Below are 22805 nucleotides of genomic sequence, written 5' to 3'. Positions count from 1 at the left end.
CGCCCGCCCCGGCTCGTACGCCAACCACCGCAACCACTCGACGGAAGGTCTTCCATGGTTTCGTCCCCCGCCACCCGGACCGCGGTCCGCTCCGACCGCCCCCGTACGGAGCCCGGTTCTCCCGGTTTCGCCCGGCGTCATCGCAGGCTGCTGCGCGTACTCGCCGGTGTGCTGGCCGCTGTCGTGATCTTTCTGGCCGGCGTCGGCACCGCGGGCATCGTGCTCGTCGGCCAGATGAAGTCGACGATGCAGTCCGTCCTGGCCGGGGGAGGCGGCCTGCCCGGGGGCTCCTCTCCGGGGGCGTCGGGTTCGGGCCCGTCGGCGCCCGGCACGGACGACGGCGGCCTGCGCGACTGGGCCAAGGAGCAGGGCCTGCCCGAAGGACTCCCGGACCAGGCCCTCAAGCTCCTCCGGCAGAGGTACCCCGACGGCGTTCCGCAGGAGATCAAGGACCGGATCGAGGAACGTCTCGGCGGCTGAGGGGGAGCCTCCCCGCGGGGCGCGGCCCGTGCGCCGGGGCACGGCGCGCGGCGCCCGGTCCCCGCGGGGAGCCGGCCGGCCGGATCAGCCCTTGGCGAGGGCCTCCAGCTCCTCCTGCGTTCCGTTGAACCAGTTCTGGTCGCCGGGGAAGGTGCCCGAGTCGGCGTACTGCCAGAAGGTGTGGTCGGACCAGCCCGCCGGCAGCGTGCCGGGCGAGGCCGCGTAGCGCGCGATCCACAGGGGGTTGGTGGACCCGAAGCTCGCGTCGTTGCCCGTGCACTGCGTCCACCAGTCGGCGGTGGTGTAGATCGCCGGGTGGCGGCCGGTGAGTTCGTTGACGGTGTCGCTGAACTCCCGTATCCACGCGACCATGTCGCTCTGGCTCCGCCCGTAACAGACGTCGTCGCCGTTCGGGTTGTACTCGATGTCCAGGGCGGGCGGCAGCGTCCGCCCGTCGTCGGTCCACTTGCCTCCGTGGTCGACCAGGTTCTGCGCCTGCTCGGCACCGCCGGAGGTGTCGGGGCGGGCGAAGTGGTACGCGCCGCGAATCATGCCCACGTCGTACGCGCCCTGGAACTGCTCGGCGAACGTGGGGCTCTGGAAGTCCGTGCCCTCCGTGGCCTTGACGTAGGCCCAGCGGGCGCCGTTGTCCCAGGCGCCCTGCCAGTCGACGGTGCCCTGATGGCGGCTCACGTCCATGCCGGGCACCTGGTCGGCGCTCGCGCCGCCAGGGGCGGGGGTGGTGGCCGTGGCCGAGGCGGGTACGGCGATCGGGGTGAGGATGCACACCAGCGCGGTGGCGGCGGTGAGGAGGGCGGCGCGCAGGGTGCACGGGGGTCGGCGAAGCCGGGACACGGGCATGTGGGGGATGCCTCCGGGTGTCGGGGCCCGTGGGGAGGCCCGGTGGGTGGGGGGCTCCCCTCCGGCGAAGCGAAGTGCCCTCGCAGGAGGGGACATTGCACGCGTGGTTCGTTCGAACGGTCCGACGGTAGGGGCGCCGCTAACCGTTGGCCAGAGTCTGCAACTGCTCAAATGTGCCGTTGAACCGGTTGTGGTCACCGACGATCGGCCCGGTCGAGGTGTACTGCCAGAAGGTCTGGTAGGCCCAGCCGTTCGGCAGCGTGCCCGGCGTCGTGTTGTAGCGGGCGATCCACAGCGGGTCGGTGGCGCCGAAGGAGCCGTTGTTGCCCGTGCACTGCGTCCACCAGTCGGTGGTCGTGTAGATGACCGCGTCGCGCCCGGTCCGCGCGCGGTAGGTATCGGTGAAGTCGCGGATCCAGCTCACCATCGCGGCCTGGCTCAGCCCGTAGCAGGTGTCGCCGTACGGGTTGTACTCGATGTCGAGCACCCCCGGCAGGGTCCTGCCGTCGGCGGACCAGCCGCCGCCGCGATCGGCGAAGTAGTGGGCCTGTTCGGCTCCGCCGGAGTCGTTCGGCGTCGCGAAGTGGTAGGCGCCGCGGATCATCCCGATCCCGTACGAGCCGTTGTACTGCTGACCGAAGGAGGGGTTCTGGTAGTAATTGCCCTCGGTCGCCTTGACGTAGGCGAAGCGGACTCCGCTGTCCCACAGTGCCGCCCAGTCGACGGCGCCCTGGTGGCCGCTGACGTCCACGCCCTCGACGCTCGCGGCGGTGAGCCACGGCGCGGGGACGGGGTCGGGGATACCCGGCTCGTGTATCCGGACGGTCGAGCCCATCCAGTTGCGTTCCGGGTGACGGTCGGGCCGGCCCGGGCGGTCCGCGGCGCTTGCGGTGGGCGCCGTGGCGGACAGGGCGATCAGCAGGACGGGGAGAACGGCGAGCAGAGCGGCGAACAGGCGGCGTAGGGAAGGGTGCACGGACATGCGTGCCTCCGGTGGCCTCGATGCGGGGGAGGGTTGGTGTGGCCATGCCAGAAATGAAGTACCCGGCCTCCGCCGCGGCCAAAGGGGCCCGGCGTGCTGCCGTTGGTCTACTCCTGCGAAATACTGGACGAGCTGCGGCAACGGCAGCTGCTGAAAGAAATCGGCCACGGGGAAAGGTGCAAAGACCGTGACAGGCGTGGACCGGGAGTTTCTGGCACTCGAACGGGAATTGGCCGTCTTCCTGCGCCGCGCCCGCGCGTCCTCCGGCGAGATGGCCCGCGAGATCCACCCGGACCTCGAACCCGCCGCGTACGGACTCCTCGTCCGCATGGAGGAGACCGACGAACAGCGCGCCACCGCCCTCGCCGCGTACTTCGGCGTCGGCAAGGCGACGATGAGCCGCCAGCTCAGGGCACTCGAAACCCTCGGCCTCATCGCCCGCCGCCCCGACCCGGACGACGGCCGCGCCTCCCTCGTCGCCCTCACCGACGAGGGACGGACCCGTTTCTCGGCGGTGCGCAACGCCCGTCGCGAGAGCTATGTGAAGAAGCTGGAGGGCTGGGACAGCGCGGAGATCGCCGAACTGGCGCGCCTGCTGCACCGGTTGAACAGCCTCCAGGGCGGCGCGGAGGACTGACCGGCGCGAAGGATGACCGGCGCGGAGGACTGAGGCGCGGAGGACTGAGGCGCGGCGGAGGACTGACCGGTGTGCGCCGGAACGGCCGGACCCGCCGACGTCCGTCCCTCAGCGGGCACCGCCGTCCCCGCACCGGCCCTCCCGTGCCCAGAGAGTGATGCTGCCGCCCTTCACCTCGGTCCGGGAGCACATCTCGAAGTGCTCCCGGAGGACGGCCCGTTTGACGACTTCCGCCTCCACCGTGTCCAGGAGCTGCCCCGCAGGGTCACTCGTCGTGATGATCCGGTCCTCGCTCAGCATGCGCGCCCGGATCTCCCGCGCCGGCAGCTCCGAGCCCTGGAGGGTGTCCGACGCGACCGGGTCCCGCTTCAGCGCGATGTCCCGGACCTCCCGGTACTGCGGCGCGTAGGACATGCGCCACTCGCGTCGCCGGGACGGCATGAACAGGATCGCGTCCCCGGGTCGGGCCGCCTTCTCGACGGCAAGGGCGATGCCCGCGACATCGTCCTTGCGGCTTTCGGGGCTGCGCAGTTCGAGGTGCGAGGGCACCAGCACGGCCGCGGCCGCCACGGCGACCACGGCGACCTGTGCGTACCGCGGACCCGCGGCCGGTACGAGGCTCACAAGCCTCCCGGGCTGCAGCACCCAGTCCAGCGCCGCACCCACGAGCAGTGCGATACCGGCCGCCGAGTACAGCACGTACCGGTCGATGAAGAGCGGCTCGGCCAGCGAGACCGTCATGAGCGCGGCACCGGGGAGGGCCAGCAGGGGCAGCGCCAGCGCCGCCGGGCGGACGGGGCCACGGTGGCTCACGGGCACCCGGGACAGCGCCGCCCCGACGAGGACCAGCGCCACGAATCCGGCCCACTCCTCCCATCCCGGCCGCCCCAGCCACGAGAGCTGCTCCCGCTGCCGCATGCTGAGCACCACGACCGGGAGGACGCCCGCGGTCACCGCGCTCGCCGAGACGATCCATCCCCTCCGGGTCTTCTTCGCCACGCGCCGACGGGAGAGGTACAGCGTGGTGCCGTGCGCGAGCAGCGCCAGGATCGCGAACTCGTGCAGCAGGCACGCCACCCATGTCACCGCGGAGTAGGCGGTCCACCCGGCGATGCCGCGCCATCCGCCGCCGCGCCCGGCGGCCGCCCGTACGAGCAGGCACGTCGAGGCTGTGACGGCGGCACAGACGAGTGCGTAGGACCGGCCCTCCTGGGCGTACATCTGCACCGGGGGCAGCACGGCGAGGACGAGCCCGGCGATCAGTCCCGCTCGCGGGCCCACCAGGCGCTTGCCCAGCCACGCCACCGCGCCGGCCGACGCGGCCACTGCCAGGACGGAGGGCAGCCGGAGCGCGAGCAGCCCGCCTTCCCACACGGCGAACCAGGCGTGCATGAGCAGGTAGTACAGGCCGTGCACGGCGTCGACGTTCCCCAGCGTCGCCCACAGCTCGGGCAGGCTGCGGTGGGCCACCTGGTAGGTGACGGACTCGTCCCGCCACATCGTGCCGTCGCGCCGGATGCCCCACAGCCCCAGCGTCAGCGCCGCGAACACGGGCAGAACGGCGACGTGCGTCCGCCGTCCCTGCGCCCGTCGGTCGGGAGCCGGGGAGCCGGGCGTCATGCCCCGGCCCTGGGCCGGCGCGACGCGCGAGGGTGTGGGTCCATCCAGGGATGTGATGACGTCCCCCGTTGCTCCGTACGGCGGCCTGGGCCGCGAGGAGTTCGCCTCCTCGGAGCCCGTGTGCCGGGTTCCCGCTACTGGTGCACCTTCCAGGACGCACGGCTCGTGGTCCACGTTGTATCCGGTGCCGGACGGTTTTCGGAACGTCCGCGTCCGGTGAGGCGGGTGATGACGCCCGTCGGTCCCCTGGGTTTCCGACGCCCCAAGGGCACCGGCCGGCCCGGGACCCGCCCTGGGTCAGAGCTCGACGAAGACCGCCGCCTTGTCGTCGCGGGGCTTGCCGCGAGGTGCGGCCGTGCCGTCGGGGTCGGCCGCTTCCGCCGCCCGTACGCGACCCAGGAGCGACCGGGCGCCTTCCGCGCGCAGCAGCGCGAGGCAGTCCGTCCAGTCGCCCTCGTGGAAGACCTCCACCCACCGCGCGGCGCCGTCGGTCAGCGCGGCCAGCGCCCGTACGTTCGCGCGGGGCGATGTCCCCGTGACGGCACGCCGCACCACGTCCGGGTCGGCCGCGGCGGTGAAGAAGCCGCCCTCGGTGTTCCGCAGGGGCGCGACGCGCCGGCCCGTGGCGCGCAGGCGGTCGATGCGATCGTCGAGGACGGCTGTGACATTGCCGTCCGTGCCCTCGATGAGCAGGGTGGAGTCGGAGAGGACGAGGTGCTCGACGCGGTCCGCGTCCCACCGTGCGGCGACCACTGTTGACTGCGGTGTCAGTAGGTGAGAAAGCTCACAGGAGGCCTGGTGAACCTCCGCGGTGAGCCGGATCGACTCGGCGAGGCAGCGTGCCAGGGTCATATCCCGTCGAGATCCGGACAGTTCGAGCATCGTGCCGCCCAGCCGCGCCGTGAACCACGGCACCCCGTGGACGCATCCTCCGCCGCCCTCCGGCGGCGTCACGCCGTCGAGGAGGACAAGCGTCCCGCCCTGCCCCGACGCTGGTAGGGCAATGGATACGTAGTCCTCGTTGGGGCGTTGGGGGTCACCGGGTTCGGTGCTGAGGTCGACGCGCATGCCGTCAGTCTGCCGGACGGAGGGGCGGTTGCCGGGTGTCCGGCGGATGGCCTCCGGGTGACCCACCGGAACGTCCCTGACCTGCGGTCGAGTGAAAATGAGGGGGCGTCAACCATGCCGGAATTACCCGGAATTGCCGACTCCGGTCCGCTGTGGGGGAGCATCCTGCCAGTCCCTGTGAGGTTTTCCAACCGTCTTGGTGGGGAACACAGTGGCACCCCGAAGGCAAGAGTTGTTTGCCAACTCCGGAGTGATGTTCACTCGTTCAGGTGGCCAAGCGGGTGAGGGCCGCCTCGCCCAAAGCGGTACTGGAATGGTCAGTTTCGTACCAAAGGGTGAGGGCGGGGGCTCGTCGGCGCTCCGCGACGCGCGGCCGGCACGAGTGAACTGTTGACACCTCGGCCATGGCAGACGAGAAACAGATTGCGAGCACCGGTGCAGAAAATGTTGCCTCGGGGCATCAAGCGTGGTTCGGCGAAGCCCACGGGCGGCGCCTCGGACGGCGCGTCGGCGCCACAGCGACGCAAGGCCCTGGTCCGCAACCGGCTCGTCGGCGCCGTGGCCGTGGTGGGCGTCGCCGTACTGGCCGCGGGAGCCCCGGGCATCGCCGCCGCTTCCGGTGATCTGACCGAGTCGCAGCGGCTGGTGTCCCTTTCGGATGTGAACTCCCAGGCCGTCGTTCTCGTTCACTCGCTGGCCGATGAACGCGACTCCATGACCGAGTTCGTTGCCGGGGGGCGCACCACCGCATCCGGTGCCGACGGCGCCTCCGAGAGCCGCCGCGCCCGCGTCGACCGCCAGGTCTCCGAGATCCGCCCCGACGCGTCCGCCGAACTGCGCCGCGTCCTCGCCGGGTTGCCGAAGATCCGTCAGGAGGCGAAGTCCGGACGGGGCAGTGCCTCGGACACCTTCGAGGCGTACACCGAAGCCGTCGACGCGGTCCGTACGCTCGTCGCCGACCTCGCCCGGCGCGTCCCGCCGCGCGCCTCGGGGCCCGCCGAAGCACTGCCCGTGCTCGGCCGCGCCGTCGACCATGCCTCCGGCACCCGCGGTCTTCTGCTCGCCGCGCTCTCCGGCGGCCGCGGCCAGGCGCAGCTCACCGCCGCCGCGCAGCGTACGCATGTCCAGTCCGAGGCGGCGCTCGCCGACTTCGGCCAGACGGCACCCGAGACAGCGGTCGACCGCTACGCGAACACGGTCAACGGCACCGAGGTCAGCAGCGCCGACCGTTACCTCGCCCGGCTCACCGACCAGCCGCAGCTCTCCGCCTCCGACCTCCGGCTCGACCGGGGGCGCGTGGACGCCGCGCTGTCGGGCCGCATCGACCGCATGCGTGCCGCCGAATCCGCGCTCACCCGGGCCGAGGCCGAGCGCTTCGCCGCCCTTCGTGACGACGATGTCACCGTGCTGGAGCTGGAGATCGGGCTCGCCGTGGTCTGCCTGCTGCTGGCCGTCGGCATCAGCATCTCGGCCGCCCGGTCCATGACCCACCCGCTGGCCGTGCTGCGGCGTGGCGCGCGTCGTGTCGCGGACGACCCGGCCGAACAGGAGCCGGTCCGCTGGAACGGTCGCAACGACGAGTTCGCCGACGTCGTCGCGGCGGTCAACGAACTGCACCAGAACGCCGTACGGGCGCACGCCCGCGTGGGGCAGCTCGGCGAGGACCGGACCCGGCTCGTCGGCGAGAGGCAGCGCCTGGCCGAGCAGCGTGACGAACTGCGGTGCCTGCACGGGGAGTTGACCGAACGCCTCGACGGTATCCACGAACACGCCCATGCCAGCTACGTCAGCCTGGGGCTGCGCACGCTCGCTCTCGTCGAGCGGCAACTCGGCATCATCGAGGGCCTGGAGGACCGCGAGGCGGACCCCGAGCGCCTCGACACGCTCTTCAAACTCGACCATCTCGCCACCCGTATGCGGCGCAACAGCGAGAACCTCCTCGTCCTCGCCGGCGCCGACCACAGCGGCGGGCAGGTCGGCGCCCCCGTCCCCCTGCTGGACGTGCTGCGCGCCGCGGTCAGCGAGATCGAGCGCTACGACCGTGTGGCCATCCACTCCCTGCCGCCGCACGCACAGGTCGCAGGGTTCGCGGCGGACGCGATCAGCCATCTGGTCGCCGAACTGCTGGAGAACGCCGCCGCGTTCTCCCCACCGGACGCCCAGGTGGAGCTGTCCGGGTGGCTGATGCAGAACGGCGAGATCATGCTCTCCGTCCAGGACGAGGGCATCGGTCTCCCCGAGGAGCGGATCGAGGCGGTCAACGCCCGCCTGGCGGAGCCGGATCCGGCCTCCGGCGAGGAGGACGACGGCACGCTCGGACTGGGTCTCTACGTCGTGGCCCGGCTGGCGTCCCGGCACGGCGTACGTGTGCAACTCCGCGCGCAGAAGTCCGGCGGCACCGCGGCCGTGGCCGTCCTGCCCAAGTCGATCCTGCCGACGCGCCCGGCCCCGGCGGGCTCGGGCGGGGCGGGTGCGCCGGAGCGGCCGGCGGTGAGCCTGCCCGGCTCGGTCGCCGAGGCCAACTCCAACACCCTGCCGGTGCGTACACCGGCTCCGCGGAGCCCGCAGCCGGACGCCGCTCCTGCCGAGGACCCGGTGGTGGCTGCCGCCGAACGGGCCATCGCGGCGGACGAGTCGGCGACGACGGCAACGGGCGCTCCGCCTGCGAACGCCGACCCCACCGCCCCGCAGCCCCATGTCTCCCCACAGCCGCCCGTCACACCGCCGTCGGAGGTGACGGGGACGTTCCCGCTGCCCACGCCCCCGGCCGAGCTGTCGGCCGACGGGCCGGCCGCGCCGGCAGGGGAGCCCTTCGCCGACGGGGTGTCCCCGTCTGCCACGCCCCCCGCACTGCCTGCCACTCCGTCCGCATCGCTCGCAGCATCGGCAGCGCCGGCCGCCGCAGCGGCCGATGCGGGACCGTACGCCATCGGGCCCGACCAGCACGCGCACGCCGAGGACGAAGGCGGTGCCGCCGTCGCCGACCAGGAGACGCGAGATCTGCGTCAGCCCCCGTCGTCCGGCCACCCGCACGGCCCGACGGCCCACGGCACCGGCGCGTTCACCACCCCCGGACTGCCGGACGGGACCGACGAGTCGGCGGGGCGCGGCGACGCGCCGCAGTGGGAGCGCGTCACCGACAAGGGCCTGCCCAAGCGGACACCGAAGACCGTGGCACCCACCGCTCCTGCGGCGCAGAAGCGGACGGGGCCCGTCAACGCCGAGGAACTGCGGCGCAGGCTCGGCGGCTTCCAGCGTGGGGCGCGTGACGGCCAGCGGGTCGCCGCGCAGGAAATCGCCGCACAGGACCCACCGGTCGGCACGACGCCGGAGCCCGGCCCGCCGGAGCCCGGCCCGCCTGAGCACGGCACGCCCGCGCACGGCACACCCGCCCAGGGCGCCACCCCCCACGCGACCGGGGCACAGGAAACACCAGGAGAGGGCGCCGGAGAGCGACGGACGGGGGCGGCGAACGAGGGTGGCACAGTCGAGGAGGCACGCGGTTGAACGCGTATACCAAGCCGAGCACGGACCCGGGCAGCAGGACCGCACCGCCGTTCGGAGTGAGCAGCCAGGCCAGTAATCTGGCCTGGCTGCTGAGCAACCTGGTCGACGAGGTGCCCGGCGTCCGTTCGGTCGCCGTCGTCTCCTCTGACGGTCTGCTCCTGCTCTCCTCGGACTCGGAGACCCCCACGGTCCCGGGGCGGAACGCCGGGCAGAGCGCGGGCGGGGACGGGAGCCGCGAGCAGTCCGGCGCCGCCCCGGGAGCCGCCCGCGGGCCCAGGGGATCGTCCGCCGATCTCGCCACCATCGTCTCCGGGCTCGCCGCCCTCACCATCGGCGCCGCCAAACTGATGGACGGCGGGTCCGTCAAGCAGACGATGGTGACCATGAACGAGGGCAGCGTCTTCGTCATGTCCATCAGCGACGGCTCGCTGCTCGGTGTGCACGCCACCCCGGACTGCGACATGAACGTCGTGGCGTACCACATGGCCCTGTTCGTCGGACGGGCCGGCCACGTTCTCACCCCCGAGCTCCGCAGTGAACTGCGCACGTCCATGGAGAGGCACCAGTGACCTCCTCGCCCAAGCTGCCGCGGCGCGGGGCGGATCCGGCGTCCGGCACACGGCCGGCGCGCGTCCGCCCGTACTCGCTCACCGGCGGCCGCACCCGTTTCGGCCATGTCCTGCTCGTCGAGACCTTCGTCGCCGCACTCGACGGCCCCGAGGAGCGGCGCGAACTGACCGCCGGCGCATGGGCCGAGCGGGTCATGCCCGAGATGCTCGCCATCGTCGAACTCTGCCGCAGGATGCGGACGGTGGCGGAGATCTCGGCGCTGCTGAGCATGCCGCTGGGCGTGGTCCGCGTCCTGCTCAGCGACTTGGCCGACCAGGGAATGATCCGCGTCTACGGCACCGGGCACGGCACCGGCCGCCCCGAACGCGCGCTGCTGGAGAGGGTGCTGAGTGGACTTCGCAGGCTCTGACGTCGCAGACTCCGGCACGGCCACCGGACGTACGGCTGCGGCCACCGCACGTACATCCACGGCCACCGGACGTACGGTCGGCCGGGGCGAGGAGGACGGCGCCGTCGCGGCCGAGGACGGTCTGCAGGGCTGGCAGACCGACCGCAGCCGCGCACCGATAGCCACGAAGATCGTCGTCGCGGGCGGCTTCGGCGTCGGCAAGACGACGTTCGTGGGCTCCGTTTCGGAGATCGTGCCTTTGAAGACCGAGGCACTGATGACCCAGGCCTCCGAGGACGTCGACGACATCGAGGCGACCCCGGACAAGACCACGACCACCGTCGCCATGGACTTCGGCCGGATCACGCTCGACTCCGACCTGGTCCTCTATCTCTTCGGTACGCCCGGCCAGCAGCGCTTCTGGTTCATGTGGGACGACCTGGTGCGCGGCGCGATAGGCGCGGTCGTCATGGCCGACACGCGCCGGCTGCCCGACTGCTTCCCCGCCCTGGACTACTTCGAGAGCTGCGGACTGCCGTACGTCGTGGCGGTCAACCACTTCGAGGGGACCCCGGAGTACGCGGCCGAGGACGTACGGGACGCCCTCTCGGTCCCCGCGCAGGTCCCCGTCGTCGTCATGGACGCGCGCAAGCGGATCAGCGTCGTCGAGTCGCTGCTGGCCCTGGTGGGCCACGCCCTTGACGTGTCGCCCGAGTGACGTAGCCTCAGCCGCTGCCGCCCCCGACCGCCCTGCACCAACCGAGAGAGAAGACCCCTGTCATGCGGAAGATACTCGTCGTGGGGGCCGGCCAGTCCGGTCTCCAGCTCGCCCTCGGCCTGCAGTCCCACGGCTACGAGGTCACCCTGATGTCGAACCGGACGGCCGACGAGATCCGTGCGGGACGGGTCATGTCCACCCAGTGCATGTTCCACACCGCGCTCCAGCACGAGCGCGATCTGCAGATCAACTTCTGGGAGAGCCAGGCGCCGAACATCGAGGGCCTCGGCGTCTCCGTCGCCGGACCGCCGGAATCCGGGGGGAGGGCGATCGATTGGGTCGGCAAGCTCGACGGATACGCGCAGTCCGTCGACCAGCGCCTGAAGATGGCCGGCTGGATGGAGACGTTCGCGCAGCGCGGCGGTCAGGTCGTCATCCACGGCGCGGCAGTCTCCGACCTGGACTTCTTCGCCCGGCGGTACGACCTGGTGCTGGTCTCCGCGGGCAAGGGCGAGCTGGTGTCGATGTTCGGCCGGGACGCCTCCCGTTCGCCGTACGACACTCCGCAGCGCGCACTCGCCGTCGCCTATGTGCACGGCCTCGGCCCGCGCCCCGAGCACCCCGACTTCGACGCGGTCCGCTGCAACCTCGTCCCGGGCGTGGGCGAGTTGTTCATCATGCCGACGCTTACCAACTCCGGGCGCGCGGACATCCTCTTCTGGGAAGGCATCCCCGGCGGTCCGCTGGACGCCTTCCAGGGCGTCAAGGACCCCAACGAGCACCTCGCGCTGACCCTGGAGCTGATGGAGCGCTTCACGCCCTGGGAGTACGCGCGCGCCACCAAGGTCGAACTCACCGACGCAGGCGGCACGCTGGCCGGGCGCTACGCGCCGACCGTCCGCAACCCGATCGGGAAGCTGCCGGGCGGCGGGCTGGTGCTGGGCGTCGCCGACGTGGTGGTGGCCAACGACCCGATCACCGGCCAGGGCTCGAACTCCGCGTCCAAGTGCGCCGCCTCGTACCTCGCGTCGATCGTCGAGCAGGGCGACCAGCCGTTCGACGAGGAGTGGATGCAGTCCGCGTTCGACCGCTACTGGGAGACCGCGCAGCACGTCACCAAGTGGACGAACGCGATGCTGGCGCCCCCGCCGGAGCACGTACTGAACCTCATCGGTGCCGCGGGGCAGTTGCAGCCGGTCGCCGACCGCTTCGCCAACGGCTTCAACGACCCGGCGGACTTCGAGAACTTCTTCTTCGAGCCGGACAAGGCCGAGGCGTACCTCGGCGAGGTCACCGCCGCGCAGAGCTCCGGCGCCTGATCACCTCCGGGACCCTCCGCCCGCCCGCCGCGTCGTGCGCGGGGGCGGGCGGCGGCGCGTTGGGGGTCCGTGTGTCGCCGGTCGCCTCTCCGGAGTCGAGTGGCTACGCCGGTGCGGTGGGGGAGGCATAGCCGGTGTCGCCGCCGGGCTTGGAACCCTTCGGGAGTCCCGGACGCGCGTACCGCTGCAGGGGTCTCGCACCCTCGTCGGGGCGTACGGCCCCCAGGAGCGGGTTCGCCGCGATCGGCGAGACCTTGACCACGGCTCCGGGGCGCGGTGCCTGCACCACCATGCCGTTGCCGACGTAGAGCGCGACATGGGTGGCACCGCGGTAGTAGATGACCAGGTCGCCGGGGCGCAGCTCCTTCACCGGCACCCGCGGCAGGTTCCGCCACTGGAGCTGGCTCGTCCGCGGGATTCTCTTCCCGGCGTGTGCCCACGCCTGGGAGGTGAGTCCCGAGCAGTCGAAGGAGGCGGGCCCCTCCGCGCCCCACTCGTAGGGCTTGCCGAGTTGCGCGAAGGCGTACTCGATCGCCTGCGCGCCCGCGCGTGAGGGCTTGCGCGTCTGCCGTACGGCGCTGAGTCCGGTCGATCCCATGAAGGAGCGCTGGGCGGTGGCGACGAGGGACCGCTCGAGCCGGCCCACCTGCGAGAGCTCCTGCGGGGACAGCGACGCGAGCGCGCTCTCCACCTCACCGAGGCGCCGCTCCGCGGTCGTGCGCAGGGTCAGCCGCTTCTCGGCGAGTGTCTGCTGCTTGTCGAGGGCGGTACGGGCCCGGGTGGTCACGCCGTCGAGGCGGCGTTCGTTCCCGGCCAGCCGGATCACGGTGTGGTTCCGCTTGTTCGCGGCGCGCTGGAGCACATGGCTCTGGTCGAGGGCGCCCCGCAGGCTTCGGCTCATCAGGAGCTGCAGATACGCGGAGACCGCACCGGCGGAATTCTGGTACTGCTCCCGGGCCAGCCGGCCGGCGTCGTTGCGGCCCGCGGTGAGCTGCACCCGCGCCTGCGCGAGCTCTGTGCCGAGCCGCCGGACCTGCTGGTGCTGGCGTCTGAGGTCCTCATCGGCCGTTTTGTAGGCTTCGCCCGCCTCCTCCGCGCGCTGGTACAACGTCTGAAGCTGCGTCAGCAGATTTTGCACCGACCGGTCGGCGGGGTCCGCGAGAACGGCGGGCGAGGGGGGTACGGCCACCGCGAGCGCCGTACCCGCGGCCACCGCCGCCGTGCGGACCGACACTACGAACCGTCTTGACACCGACTTACCTCCGTTGATGGGGGTGCGCGTGAGCACTCGCCTTCACGCGCGTGACGATCTTCGGAGTTGGTCGTATTGTCGGCAAACCGGACTGCGCGGAACCGACCAAGGAAGTCACTCGCAGGGTGCCGGACCGGTGGGGCTGCGGCGATGCTCCCGCGCGCCCGGGTCCGGACGTGCTATGGCCACCCGACCGGCGGCGCGCTTCCGGGTGGCGGTGAGGCGTGGCGGTCCTGTGCCGGCCATGGCGCCGCGGTGCGCGGCCGGATGTCAGAACTCGGCCGGTATACCAGTGGTCCACACCAATTCAACCGTATGGGGCCCATGTGTGCCCGGCGGCGCGGGGCGCGATCCGGACTCTGCGTGACGCCGCACCCACGGACGGCCCCGGGCCGGTCGGAGGCGGCCCGGAACTTCCCGCTCAACTCGAGCCCGAACAGTCCCACTTGCCGAACGCTTCCAATTGGGGTCTTGTTTGTGTAATGGGGTCCGCCTTTCTGGGCACGCTTCTCCTTCGATGGCGTGCGTCGACATAGGGACGGAGGGTGACTGCATGGATGACATCGGGGTGCGCACCACCGTGCCGTCCACCCTTGCCGTCCTGGACATCAGCTCCGAAACGCCCGCGCGAGCCCGCCGAATTGCCGATCGCTTCATGCGCGGCCTCATTCCGCCGCCGGCTCGCGAGACCGCGGCCGCGGTCGAACTGGTCATCTCCGAACTGATCACCAACGCCGTCCGTCACGCCGGCGGTACGTCGTGTTCGATAACGCTGTCCGTGCGGCCCGAGGGCATTGAGGTCGCCGTCACCGACGACAGCCCCGTCCCGCCCAGCGAGCGCGTTCCCGACTTCTCGGGCGCCAACGGAGGGTTCGGGTGGCGCATGGTCTGCCGTCTCGCCCACTCGGTCTCGGTGGACGCCGGCACGCGGGGCAAGACCATCCGCGTGCTCATGGCCCGCTGAGTCGCCGAGCCCCTTCCTCCGGCCGGTGCGTCCGAGCGCCGCCACGCTTTTCCCAGCAGTGCCCGGATGGTTCTCCCACGCCTCCTCTCCGGCGCCGCCCTGCCCGGAACTTCCGCTTTTCTCGGTGCGTGCGAACGCGGTGCGCGGCGCCATATGTCCCTCGAATGGCGCACGTTTATGGCTGGAGGCCCCGGGCATTCGACTCACTATCAGGCTCCGATCATGAAGGGAGTTCCGTGGCGTGGCCATGAAGGAAGCCCGGAAACAGCAACGGAAGAGGCGATAGCCGAGATTGCTGCACACCGCCGGCCATGACCGGCCGGAGACACCCAACGAGTTGGTGCCACTCGCAACAGGCCAGGTCACGTCCTCCTGGTCGCGGAGAAAAAGAAAGGGGGAATGTCAGCGATGAGACCATGAAAGCCGGGGAGAACGCCATCTCGGGGACTGGGCGGGAAGAAGTCGTGCAATGGCTTCTTCCCGCCCCCCCCCGGCGGACATTCGGTCCTCATCTCGTCCAGAGGTTCGGCGTTTTCGTGGGTTCCGAGCAGAGGCCGCGAAAATTCCTGAAGGAGCCGTAGGCGTCAACAAGGCCCAGAGGAGAGCGACATGAGCAGAACGGAAACCGTGGTTCCCGTCACTTCGCCGGAGCACGGGCCGGTGCGGGCGAATTCCGATGCTGCCCCGGAACTGCCGTACATCGAGGATCCGCTCCATGTCGCCCCCAGAGACGCCCGGGAACTCTCGAAGGTGTTCCTCGACCGCCTCGCCGTGGTCCAGGAAGGCACCGCCGAGCACCAGTACGTGCGCAACACCCTCATCGAGATGAACCTGTCCCTGGTCAGGTACATCGCCGCGCGCTTCCGCAGGCGGGCCGACCAGATGGACGACATCGTCCAGGTCGGCACCATCGGACTGATCAAGGCCATCGACCGGTTCGACCTCGCGCGGCAGGTGGGGTTCGCCACCTTCGCCGTCCCCCACATCACCGGCGAGATCAAACGCCACTTCCGCAACACCGGCTGGGCCGTGCACGTCCCGCGCCGGCTTCAGGAACTGCGCGTCGACATCGCCAAGTCCACCGACGAACTCTCGCAGCGACTCGACCGCGCGCCCACGACGGCCGAACTCGCCGAGCACCTCGGGATGAGCAGAGAGGAGATCGAGGAGGGAATCGTGGCGGCCAACGGCTTCACCGCGACCTCGCTCGACGCGCCCTCCGACGACTCACCGGGCGAGGCGGGGGAGGGGGTCGCCGACCGCATCGGCGATGTGGATCAAGCACTGGAGACCGTGGAGGACATGGAGGCGCTCCGCCCGCTCGTCGCCCGGCTGGGTGAGCGCGAGCGGCTGATTCTGCGGCTGCGCTTCGGCGAAGAGCTCAGCCAGGCGCAGATCGGGGCTGAACTGGGCATCTCCCAGATGCAGGTGTCGCGGCTGCTCGCTCGTACGCTGTCCCGACTGCGCGCCCAAATGCTCCCCCGCTCCTAGGGTCCGCGGCCTCGCTCATACGCGGTCCGGCGGTCCGGCCGTCCGGTCGTCCGCCGGCTCCGCGGTCCCGCAGTCAGCCCCGCCGCCTCGCTACCCCTCGGCCGGTCCCGCTCAGTCCGGTTTGGACCAGGGCCACTTGAGGCCGCCCTTCGGCCTCCCCTCCGGGTCGTACTCGTACTTCCAGCCCTGCTGCAGCCCCAGCCGCTTCGAATACCCGGCCGGTGCACGGCGGTAGATGTGGACCGTAGCTTCGCCGCCGTCCGGGTCCGGCACCGGGATCTCGTAGACCTTCGGCGGGTGACCGGTCGCGCCCACCAGGACCGGGAGCACCCGGCCGTCCAGGGGGCCGCCCACGAAGGGCGTCTCTTCGCTTCTCACGCCAGTCGCCTCACAGCAGGTGCGCGGCGTCGCTGACCACGGGCAGGACGCGGCGGGCCAGTGAACCGGCCGCGCCCTCCGAGGTCTCGATCGCCAGGGCGGCTCGTGCGACCTCCGCCGTCTGCGGATCGCTCGAGGCGGTCACGGTGAAGAGGGCGATGAAGTGGTCGACGAGCCAGTCGCGCAATTCCTCGACGGGCGGCTGCTTGTCCTCGTCGAGCCAGATGAGCGAAGCCGCCTCGACCGTCGTGATCCACATGCGCACCATCATCCGCAGCCGGGGGCCGGGCTCGGGCACCTCCATGTGCAGCAGGATCTGCTCGGCGCCCGTGCGCCGGACCTCGTCGACGATGGCGCTCGTCCGGGACGTCTCGGCGACGCTGCCGCCCTGCAGCAGGGCGGTGAATCCGGGGGCGTGCTCGTCGACGAAGGCGAGGTAGCGGTCCAGGGCGCGGGAGAGGCGCAGGGTGAGCGGGCCGGACTGCGGTTCGGCGAAGCACTGCTCGAGTTCGTCGGCGGCGGTGCGCAGCGCGGCTTCGTAGAGCTGCTGCTTGCCGCCGGGGAAGTAGCGGTAGACGAGCGGACGGGAGACCTCTGCGGCGTGTGCGACGTCGTCCAGCGAGATGTCCTCGGGGGCGGAGTGCGCGAACAGCTCCAGGGCGGCGCTGATCAGCTGCGCCCGCCGCTGCTCGACGGACATTCTGCGGTACGCGACATCACTGCCTCTCATATCCAAAAGCGTATCGGTCCACGTCAGGTGCGACAGTTCCGGTGACCGGCCGGGCGGCGCGGTCGCTTCCGCCGCACCGTGCCGGAGCAGGCCAAGAGGCGTGCCGTATCGGCGAAGCCGCGAAGCGCGTGCCGTGTCAGGGGTCGGGGGCCGTGTTACGCGAGGAGGCCGGAGCTGCGCCACATGCGGCGGCCCACCCCCCGCAGCATGCCGATGTCGTCGAAGAAGTCGGTCAGCCGCTTGGCCCCGGTCTGCATCACCTCGCGCCGGTGTCCGCTCGCCCGCACCTGAGCGACGGCCTCGCGTCGGTCGAGTCCGACGTTCGTGTAGACCTGCGGATTGACGAAGGCGACCGAGAAGGCCCGGGCGGCCTCGCCGCACGTGATGCGGGTGACCTCGCGCTCCCAGCGCGGGCAGGTCGCCATCTGCCGGCGCAGTTCCTCGCGGGCGTACCGGACGTGCCGCGCCTCCTCCACCACGTGGATGCGGCTCGCGCCGCGCGCCAGGGTCTGGACCCGCTCGTCCGGGAAGGTCAGCCGCTGCATCCAGTCCAGGATCTCCTCGCCGAGCAGTGTGCAGGCGAAGGAACTGGGCGTCGTGGAGACGGTCTTCAGGACGCGGCCGAGGGTGTGGTGAGCGGGCTTGACCCGGTACTCCGGGGTGCCGGCCTTGTCGATCAGCCGGGCGAACATCTTGGAGTGGCGGCACTCGTCGGCGATCTCGGTGAGGGCATACCGCACATGCGAACTGACCAGGCTCTTGTCGTAGATGTGCCGCACCAGCAGCTGCATCAGGATGACCTCGAACCAGATGCCGAGGGAGAGGAGCGCGGCGGCCTCGTGCCGGGACAGCTCCATGCGCTGCTCCTCGGACATCCGGCGCCACAGCGGGGTGTCGTAGAGCGACACCAGCTCCGGCGGCCAGAACCATTTGCCCTCTTCGAGCGGTGCGTCCCAGTCGAGCTCGGTGTCCGGGTCGAACGAGTGCTTCGCGGAGGACTCGAGCAGCCGCTGGGCGACCTGTTCGCGGTCCTTGAGCAGCCCGAGCGCGTCGCGAAGCGGCGGGCGGGTTCCGGTCACGGACGACGTCATGGCTGAGCGCTCCTCGCTGCTGAGTGCCACCGGTGCCCACGAGTTACCACCGGTCACGTCTTATGAGACTACTTGTCAGCAAGCTCGTCAATCCCCTGTGCACGAGTTCTCGCACGACTTGTTGACTGGGCGGTAACAGACGTGTGAGCCTGCCAACTATCCGCCCCCCATGGGAGTTTCCGGTCTGGTCCGCGAAGCGAAGGAGGCGTCAGTGTCGACGCACGAGCTCTACGCGCAAGATCCTGGGGAAGGGTTGTGGCAGGTGCCGGCGTCCGGCTCGGCCCGCTTCAACTGGGACTACGACGACGGCCGCGACCGCCTCCTCGCCCTCTACCAGAAGGGCAAGGACAAGCAGTGGGACGGCGCGAAGCGGATCGACTGGGACCTGGAGGTCGACCCGTACGACCCGCTCGGCACACCCGACGAGTCCCTCGCCCTCCACGGGACCCCGTACTGGGCGAAGATGACCGAGAAGGACAAGGCCGAGCTGCGACGGCACTACACCGCCTGGCAGTTCAGCCAGTTCCTGCACGGTGAGCAGGGCGCGATGGTGTGCGCCGCGCGGATCGTGGAGTCCGTCCCCGATCTCGACGCGAAGTTCTACTCCGCGACCCAGACCATGGACGAGGCCCGGCATGCCGAGATCTACGGCCGCTTCCTCCACGAGAAGGTCGGGATGCTCTACCCGATCAACGACAACCTCCAGGCCCTGCTGGGCGACACCCTCCGCGACTCCCGCTGGGACATGCCGTACCTGGGCATGCAGGTGCTCATCGAGGGCCTCGCGCTCGCCGCGTTCGGCATGATCCGCGACACCACCACCAAGCCGCTGCCGAAGCAGATCCTCGCCTACGTGATGCAGGACGAGGCCCGGCACGTGGCCTTCGGGCGCATGGCGCTGCGCGACTACTACCAGCAGCTCGGCGACGCAGAACTCCGCGAGCGCGAGGAGTTCGTGATCGAGGGCTGCTATCTGATGCGCGACCGGCTGCGCGGCACCGAGGTCCTGGAGAACTTCGGCATCCCGGCCGCGGAGGCCGCCGAGTACACCGAGCAGTCCGAATTCCTGCACCTCTTCCGGAAGTTGCTGTTCAGCCGGATCGTCCCGTGTGTCAAGGACATCGGCCTGTGGGGCGAACGCCTGCAGCGCGCGTACGTCGACATGGGTGTCTTCGAACTCGGCGACTCCAGCCTCGACCTGCTCATGGCCCAGGACGAGGAGCTGGCGGAGAAGCTGGACGCGGAACGGTTCGCGGAGGAGGAGTCGGCCCGTACGGCGGAGGTGTCCGAGGCCATCGCGGCGGGCGCGGGCGCCGGTGCCACGGAGGGCGGCTCCGGGCCCGGAGCCGGTACGTAGGGAGCAGATCCGCGCGGTGAGGCGTGATCGGTGACGGCACAGGCGTGCTCCCCGTACGCGCGGCGCGCACGGGGAGCACGGTCAGCCGGTGTTCGGTACGGGCGTCAGCACCAGTGCGGCGCGGCGCCGATGTTCTCGATGTAGCGGGCGGAGGCCCAGGCCCAGTGGCCGCTGGCGAGCAGGTACCAGCGCGGGTTGCCGTCGACGTTCTGGCTGTTCACCTTGCAGTGGATGCCGACGACGCTGCCGTAGGCGACGCTGCCGACGACCCGCGAGTTCGTGTTGGGGGCGTCCCGCAGGAGCAGGCCGGTCCGGGCGATCACACGGCCCTTGTACGGGGCCCGGTCGTCGCGGTCGTTGTCCGAGGCCGCGAGCGCGGGCCCGGCGGCGGTCATGGTGGCGAGGATGCCGGAAGCAGCGAAGACGGCGAGCTTGCTGAACTTGGACTGCAGCATCTTTGTCCTCCTGGGGAGGTGAGAACCCATGGAGAGCCCATGGGGGACTCGGGGCGCCGGGCGTCGGTTCGACGTCGGCCAGGCCCTGCACCCGGAAGGGGCGGCATCGTGGCCTTCCCGGCGGCGAGTTGCGGTGAAATGAACCCTTATCCGACTCGCACAGATCACGCTACGGGTGTCGCCCATTGCGCGCAACTCGTTACTGTCCGTATTCGCCGCCGGGGGGGCGATGAGTTAGGGCGGCCCGCCCGGTCTCCTACGGCATGAACGCGAACACGCAGGCGGAGCCCATGATCGTAGAACGTCCCGAGCAGAGTTACGTGGCGGTGCGGAAGACGGTCACCATGACCACGATCGCCGAGATCGCCGACCGCCTCCCCGAGATCTTCGGCTGGCTCGCCGCCCGGGGCGTCGAGCCGGCAGGGCCGCCCTTCTTCCGCTACCGGGTCATCGACATGGACCGGAAGCTGGACATCGAGGCGGGCTTTCCGGTCGCCACCGCCACCGCCACCGCCCCCGGGGCCGAGGGCGAGATCTTCGCGGGCAGCCTGCCTGCGGGCCGGTACGTGACCGTGACCCATATCGGCCACCCCGACCGGCTCCGGGACGTCCATGCGTCCCTGCTGGACTGGGCGGCTCGGCACGAGCTGACGTGGGACATGTCGGAGACGGGCGCGGGCGAGGAGTGGGGCTGCCGCCTGGAGATCTACCGTACGGATCCGCGGGTGCAGCCCGACATGAACGCCTGGGAGACCGAAGTGGCGTTCCGCCTGGCCGACCGGGTGCGGTAGCGGAGCGGGCCGGAGCTACCGCTCCACGGGCGGTCCGGCAGGAAGGTCCGGCAGGGCGGCCCTGCGGGGCGGCCTGCCGAACAGCCTTGAGCGCGGGCGCAGTTGGGAGTCGTACGCGCTGCGGTGCAGCCTCCTGTGCGCCGACCGCCCGCCGCCCGCCCGGTGCGTCCAAACCCGCCTGGTGCGCCGACCGCCCGCCGCCCGCCCGGTGCGTCCAAACCCGCCTGGTGCGCCGACCGCCCGCCGCCCGCCCGGTGCGCCCACCACCCCGCGCGCCTTACGAGGACGACGCCGCGTTCTCCGTCGTCTCCGCCTCGCGCTGCAGCGACCCCAGCACGCTCGCCGGATCGCCGTTCTTCGACACCGCGTCCCCGATCTCCGATTTCAGCCGGGTGACGACACCGCCCCACGACTTCTTGCCCACCGGGTAGCTCTTGGCCGTGGGCAGCTCGTCGAGGAACTTCCAAACGGCCTTGTTGTTCTCGTCCGCGCGCATTGCCTCCGAGGCGGCGGTGGTCACCGGCAGGAGGTCGTACTGGTCGGCGAATTTCAGAACGTTCTTGTTGCTGTAGGCGAAGTCGAGGAACTTGCCGACCTCCTCGCGGTGGCCGTTCTGCCGGAAAGCCGTCATCCAGTCGGCCACGCCCGTGGTCGCCTCGGACTGGCCGTTCCGCCCCGGCAGCGGTGCCATACCGAAGTCGATGCCGTTCTCCTGAGCCAACTGCATCAGTGTCGGATGGCCGTTGAGCATCGCGACATCGCCGCGTGTGAAGGCGCTGAAGGCCTCCTGCCGGTTCAGGGAACCGGGGTCGCGATTGGTGAGGCCCTTGCCCACCAATTCGTCCCGGAGCCAGGTGAACGTCCTGACGTTCTCGGGTGAGTCGATGGTGTAGCTGCCGATGTCGTCGTGGTAGGCGCCGCCGCCGCTGAGCATCCAGTTCAGCGTCTCGGCCTGCGGCTCCTCCGGGCCGAGCGGCAGGGCGTACGGGGTCTTCACCCCGGCGCGCTTGAGGGCCTCGGCGTCCGAGGCCAGCTCGTCCCAGGTCTTCGGCGGGCCCGACAGGCCGGCCTCGGCCAGCAGGTCCTTGTTGTAGAAGAGGACCCGTGTGCTCGCGATGAACGGCAGCCCGTACTGGATGCGCCGCACCTTCCCGGCGTCGGCGAGCGCGGGCACGAACGAGGCCTGGGTGGGGATCGAGAGCAATTCGTCGGCGCGGTACAGCTTGTTCTGAGCGGCGTAGTCGGCATACGAGCCGATCTGCGCGATGTCGGGGGCGTGGCCCGCCTTCACCATCGCGGCGACCTTCTTGTCGACCTCGCTCCATGTGTAGACGTCGACGTCCACGGATATGCCGGGATGCTGGAATTCGAATTCCCCGGCGAGCTGGTCCCAGTACCGCTTGGAGCTGTTGGCCGACCGGTCCCCGTATTCGGCCGCCACCAGCTTGATGGTGACCCCGCCGGAACCGGCGGCCTCGCTCTGCCCACAGGCCGAGAGGGTGGAGGCCAGCATGGCCGCGACACCGGCCGTCACCATTCCCAAGTACCGCCGCTGCACTGCCAATACCGCCTTTTTCTTCTCAATCCCATGCTGCGCGCCGATTCCCTCCGGGGGCGGCGCGACGGTGCAGTCTCTCCTGTACCCCCGTGTGACGTCCACTTCACGCCGCGTATTGCTCCGGTATCAACACCGGTGGGGTGGTTGGCGCGGCGGGCGTACCCGGCATTCGCCCGGACTGCTGTCGGTGCGCTCCGCTTTCTCCCGTCCGCGCCGAACAGAGGGCGGCGTTACGGTGGAAAGAGGACGGCGTCCAGTTGAAGCGGGTCGCGGAAAGGCGTCCTCGCGGGCATGGCGCCGACCGGGACGGCCGCTATGGACACACCTGAACGATCCCCTTCTCTGGAAGGTGCCGGGCCCTTCGAGTTCGCCCGGACCGCCGTGCTCCTGATCGACGACGATTCCGTGGTGCGCGGCTGGACCGAGGGTGCGGAGACGCTGCTCGGCCACCCGGCGTCCGAGACGCTGGGAAGACGGCTGGCCGAAGTCCTCGTCGCGGGGGGGGGGGGGCGCCCGCCGCCCCCGCCGGGGGGGGGGGCCCCCCGGGGCGCCGCGCGCGCGCCCCCAGGGGCGACCCCCCCCCCCCGG

Annotated in this window: 21 protein-coding genes; 11 read left to right on the top strand and 10 right to left on the bottom strand. The window is 70.9% G+C overall.

What is annotated here, in order from left to right:
* The first annotated feature begins 54 nt into the window (after window positions 1-54).
* The gene (locus ACGFNH_RS10220) at window positions 55-480 is read left to right on the top strand and encodes a hypothetical protein (protein ID WP_393652599.1); all 426 of its coding nucleotides are present in this window, start codon (window positions 55-57) and stop codon (window positions 478-480) included.
* Between the two features lie 84 nt (window positions 481-564).
* Here the strand turns inward: ACGFNH_RS10220 and ACGFNH_RS10215 are convergent, their stop codons facing one another.
* Window positions 565-1341, bottom strand: a complete 777-nt coding sequence (locus tag ACGFNH_RS10215) for a lysozyme (protein ID WP_393652598.1) — start codon at window positions 1339-1341, stop codon at window positions 565-567.
* A 139-nt stretch (window positions 1342-1480) separates the two neighbouring features.
* A complete protein-coding gene (locus tag ACGFNH_RS10210; protein WP_393652597.1) occupies window positions 1481-2323 on the bottom strand; it encodes a lysozyme in 843 nt (280 codons plus the stop codon).
* A gap of 196 nt (window positions 2324-2519) precedes the next feature.
* Between ACGFNH_RS10210 and ACGFNH_RS10205 the strand changes: the two genes are divergently transcribed.
* The gene (locus ACGFNH_RS10205; protein ID WP_393652921.1) at window positions 2520-2960 is read left to right on the top strand and encodes a MarR family winged helix-turn-helix transcriptional regulator; all 441 of its coding nucleotides are present in this window, start codon (window positions 2520-2522) and stop codon (window positions 2958-2960) included.
* A gap of 108 nt (window positions 2961-3068) precedes the next feature.
* Here ACGFNH_RS10205 and ACGFNH_RS10200 read toward each other — a convergent pair whose 3' ends face one another.
* Window positions 3069-4580, bottom strand: a complete 1512-nt coding sequence (locus tag ACGFNH_RS10200) for a hypothetical protein (protein ID WP_393652596.1) — start codon at window positions 4578-4580, stop codon at window positions 3069-3071.
* 297 nt (window positions 4581-4877) lie between these two features.
* The gene (locus tag ACGFNH_RS10195; protein ID WP_393652595.1) at window positions 4878-5648 is read right to left on the bottom strand and encodes a hypothetical protein; all 771 of its coding nucleotides are present in this window, start codon (window positions 5646-5648) and stop codon (window positions 4878-4880) included.
* A 444-nt stretch (window positions 5649-6092) separates the two neighbouring features.
* Here ACGFNH_RS10195 and ACGFNH_RS10190 point away from each other — a divergent pair, with 444 nt between their 5' ends.
* The 5 genes from ACGFNH_RS10190 to ACGFNH_RS10170 all read left to right on the top strand — a co-directional run bounded on the left by ACGFNH_RS10190 (window position 6093) and on the right by ACGFNH_RS10170 (window position 12150).
* Window positions 6093-9155 (top strand): nitrate- and nitrite sensing domain-containing protein, encoded by a 3063-nt coding sequence (locus tag ACGFNH_RS10190; RefSeq protein ID WP_393652594.1) that lies wholly within the window; start codon window positions 6093-6095, stop codon window positions 9153-9155.
* Window positions 9152-9724, top strand: coding sequence for a roadblock/LC7 domain-containing protein (locus tag ACGFNH_RS10185; RefSeq protein WP_393652593.1), 573 nt, complete (start codon window positions 9152-9154; stop codon window positions 9722-9724). The genes ACGFNH_RS10190 and ACGFNH_RS10185 overlap by 4 nt, the downstream gene beginning before the upstream one ends.
* A complete protein-coding gene (locus ACGFNH_RS10180) occupies window positions 9721-10134 on the top strand; it encodes a DUF742 domain-containing protein (RefSeq protein ID WP_393652592.1) in 414 nt (137 codons plus the stop codon). The genes ACGFNH_RS10185 and ACGFNH_RS10180 overlap by 4 nt, the downstream gene beginning before the upstream one ends.
* Before the next feature lie 121 nt (window positions 10135-10255).
* A complete protein-coding gene (locus ACGFNH_RS10175; RefSeq protein ID WP_393652920.1) occupies window positions 10256-10831 on the top strand; it encodes an ATP/GTP-binding protein in 576 nt (191 codons plus the stop codon).
* Between the two features lie 62 nt (window positions 10832-10893).
* Window positions 10894-12150 carry a styrene monooxygenase/indole monooxygenase family protein gene (locus tag ACGFNH_RS10170; protein WP_393652591.1) on the top strand — a complete coding sequence of 419 codons (1257 nt, stop codon included), beginning with the start codon at window positions 10894-10896 and terminating at the stop codon, window positions 12148-12150.
* 103 nt (window positions 12151-12253) lie between these two features.
* On the opposite strand, the gene ACGFNH_RS10165 is transcribed toward ACGFNH_RS10170, so the two are convergent.
* Window positions 12254-13384: an NlpC/P60 family protein gene (locus ACGFNH_RS10165; protein WP_393652590.1), complete on the bottom strand. Its 1131-nt coding sequence runs from the start codon at window positions 13382-13384 to the stop codon at window positions 12254-12256.
* A gap of 571 nt (window positions 13385-13955) precedes the next feature.
* Here ACGFNH_RS10165 and ACGFNH_RS10160 point away from each other — a divergent pair.
* On the top strand, window positions 13956-14366 hold the full coding sequence (locus tag ACGFNH_RS10160) for an ATP-binding protein (protein ID WP_393652589.1): 411 nt from the start codon (window positions 13956-13958) through the stop codon (window positions 14364-14366).
* Between the two features lie 609 nt (window positions 14367-14975).
* Complete coding sequence (locus ACGFNH_RS10155; RefSeq protein WP_393652588.1) at window positions 14976-15857, top strand: RNA polymerase sigma factor SigF; 882 nt, start codon at window positions 14976-14978, stop codon at window positions 15855-15857.
* A 111-nt stretch (window positions 15858-15968) separates the two neighbouring features.
* Here the strand turns inward: ACGFNH_RS10155 and ACGFNH_RS10150 are convergent, their stop codons facing one another.
* The 3 genes from ACGFNH_RS10150 to ACGFNH_RS10140 form a co-directional block, all read right to left on the bottom strand.
* Window positions 15969-16235 (bottom strand): hypothetical protein, encoded by a 267-nt coding sequence (locus ACGFNH_RS10150; protein ID WP_393652587.1) that lies wholly within the window; start codon window positions 16233-16235, stop codon window positions 15969-15971.
* A gap of 10 nt (window positions 16236-16245) precedes the next feature.
* Window positions 16246-16965 (bottom strand): TetR/AcrR family transcriptional regulator, encoded by a 720-nt coding sequence (locus ACGFNH_RS10145; protein ID WP_393652586.1) that lies wholly within the window; start codon window positions 16963-16965, stop codon window positions 16246-16248.
* A 155-nt stretch (window positions 16966-17120) separates the two neighbouring features.
* Complete coding sequence (locus tag ACGFNH_RS10140) at window positions 17121-18056, bottom strand: diiron oxygenase (protein WP_393652585.1); 936 nt, start codon at window positions 18054-18056, stop codon at window positions 17121-17123.
* A gap of 211 nt (window positions 18057-18267) precedes the next feature.
* Here ACGFNH_RS10140 and ACGFNH_RS10135 point away from each other — a divergent pair, with 211 nt between their 5' ends.
* Window positions 18268-19413, top strand: a complete 1146-nt coding sequence (locus ACGFNH_RS10135) for a ferritin-like domain-containing protein (RefSeq protein WP_393652584.1) — start codon at window positions 18268-18270, stop codon at window positions 19411-19413.
* Window positions 19414-19517: 104 nt separating this feature from the next.
* On the opposite strand, the gene ACGFNH_RS10130 is transcribed toward ACGFNH_RS10135, so the two are convergent.
* Window positions 19518-19868: an SH3 domain-containing protein gene (locus ACGFNH_RS10130; RefSeq protein ID WP_393652583.1), complete on the bottom strand. Its 351-nt coding sequence runs from the start codon at window positions 19866-19868 to the stop codon at window positions 19518-19520.
* A gap of 290 nt (window positions 19869-20158) precedes the next feature.
* On the opposite strand from ACGFNH_RS10130, the gene ACGFNH_RS10125 reads away from it, so the two are divergent.
* The gene (locus tag ACGFNH_RS10125) at window positions 20159-20659 is read left to right on the top strand and encodes a GyrI-like domain-containing protein (protein WP_393652582.1); all 501 of its coding nucleotides are present in this window, start codon (window positions 20159-20161) and stop codon (window positions 20657-20659) included.
* Between the two features lie 277 nt (window positions 20660-20936).
* Here ACGFNH_RS10125 and ACGFNH_RS10120 read toward each other — a convergent pair whose 3' ends face one another.
* On the bottom strand, window positions 20937-22217 hold the full coding sequence (locus tag ACGFNH_RS10120; RefSeq protein ID WP_393652919.1) for an ABC transporter substrate-binding protein: 1281 nt from the start codon (window positions 22215-22217) through the stop codon (window positions 20937-20939).
* Between the last annotated feature and the right edge of the window lie 588 nt (window positions 22218-22805).

Origin of the sequence: Streptomyces sp. NPDC048639 (genome assembly GCF_043199075.1) — a bacterium.
GTDB lineage: Bacteria > Actinomycetota > Actinomycetes > Streptomycetales > Streptomycetaceae > Streptomyces.
This window is presented reverse-complemented; position numbering and strand designations above follow the sequence as displayed.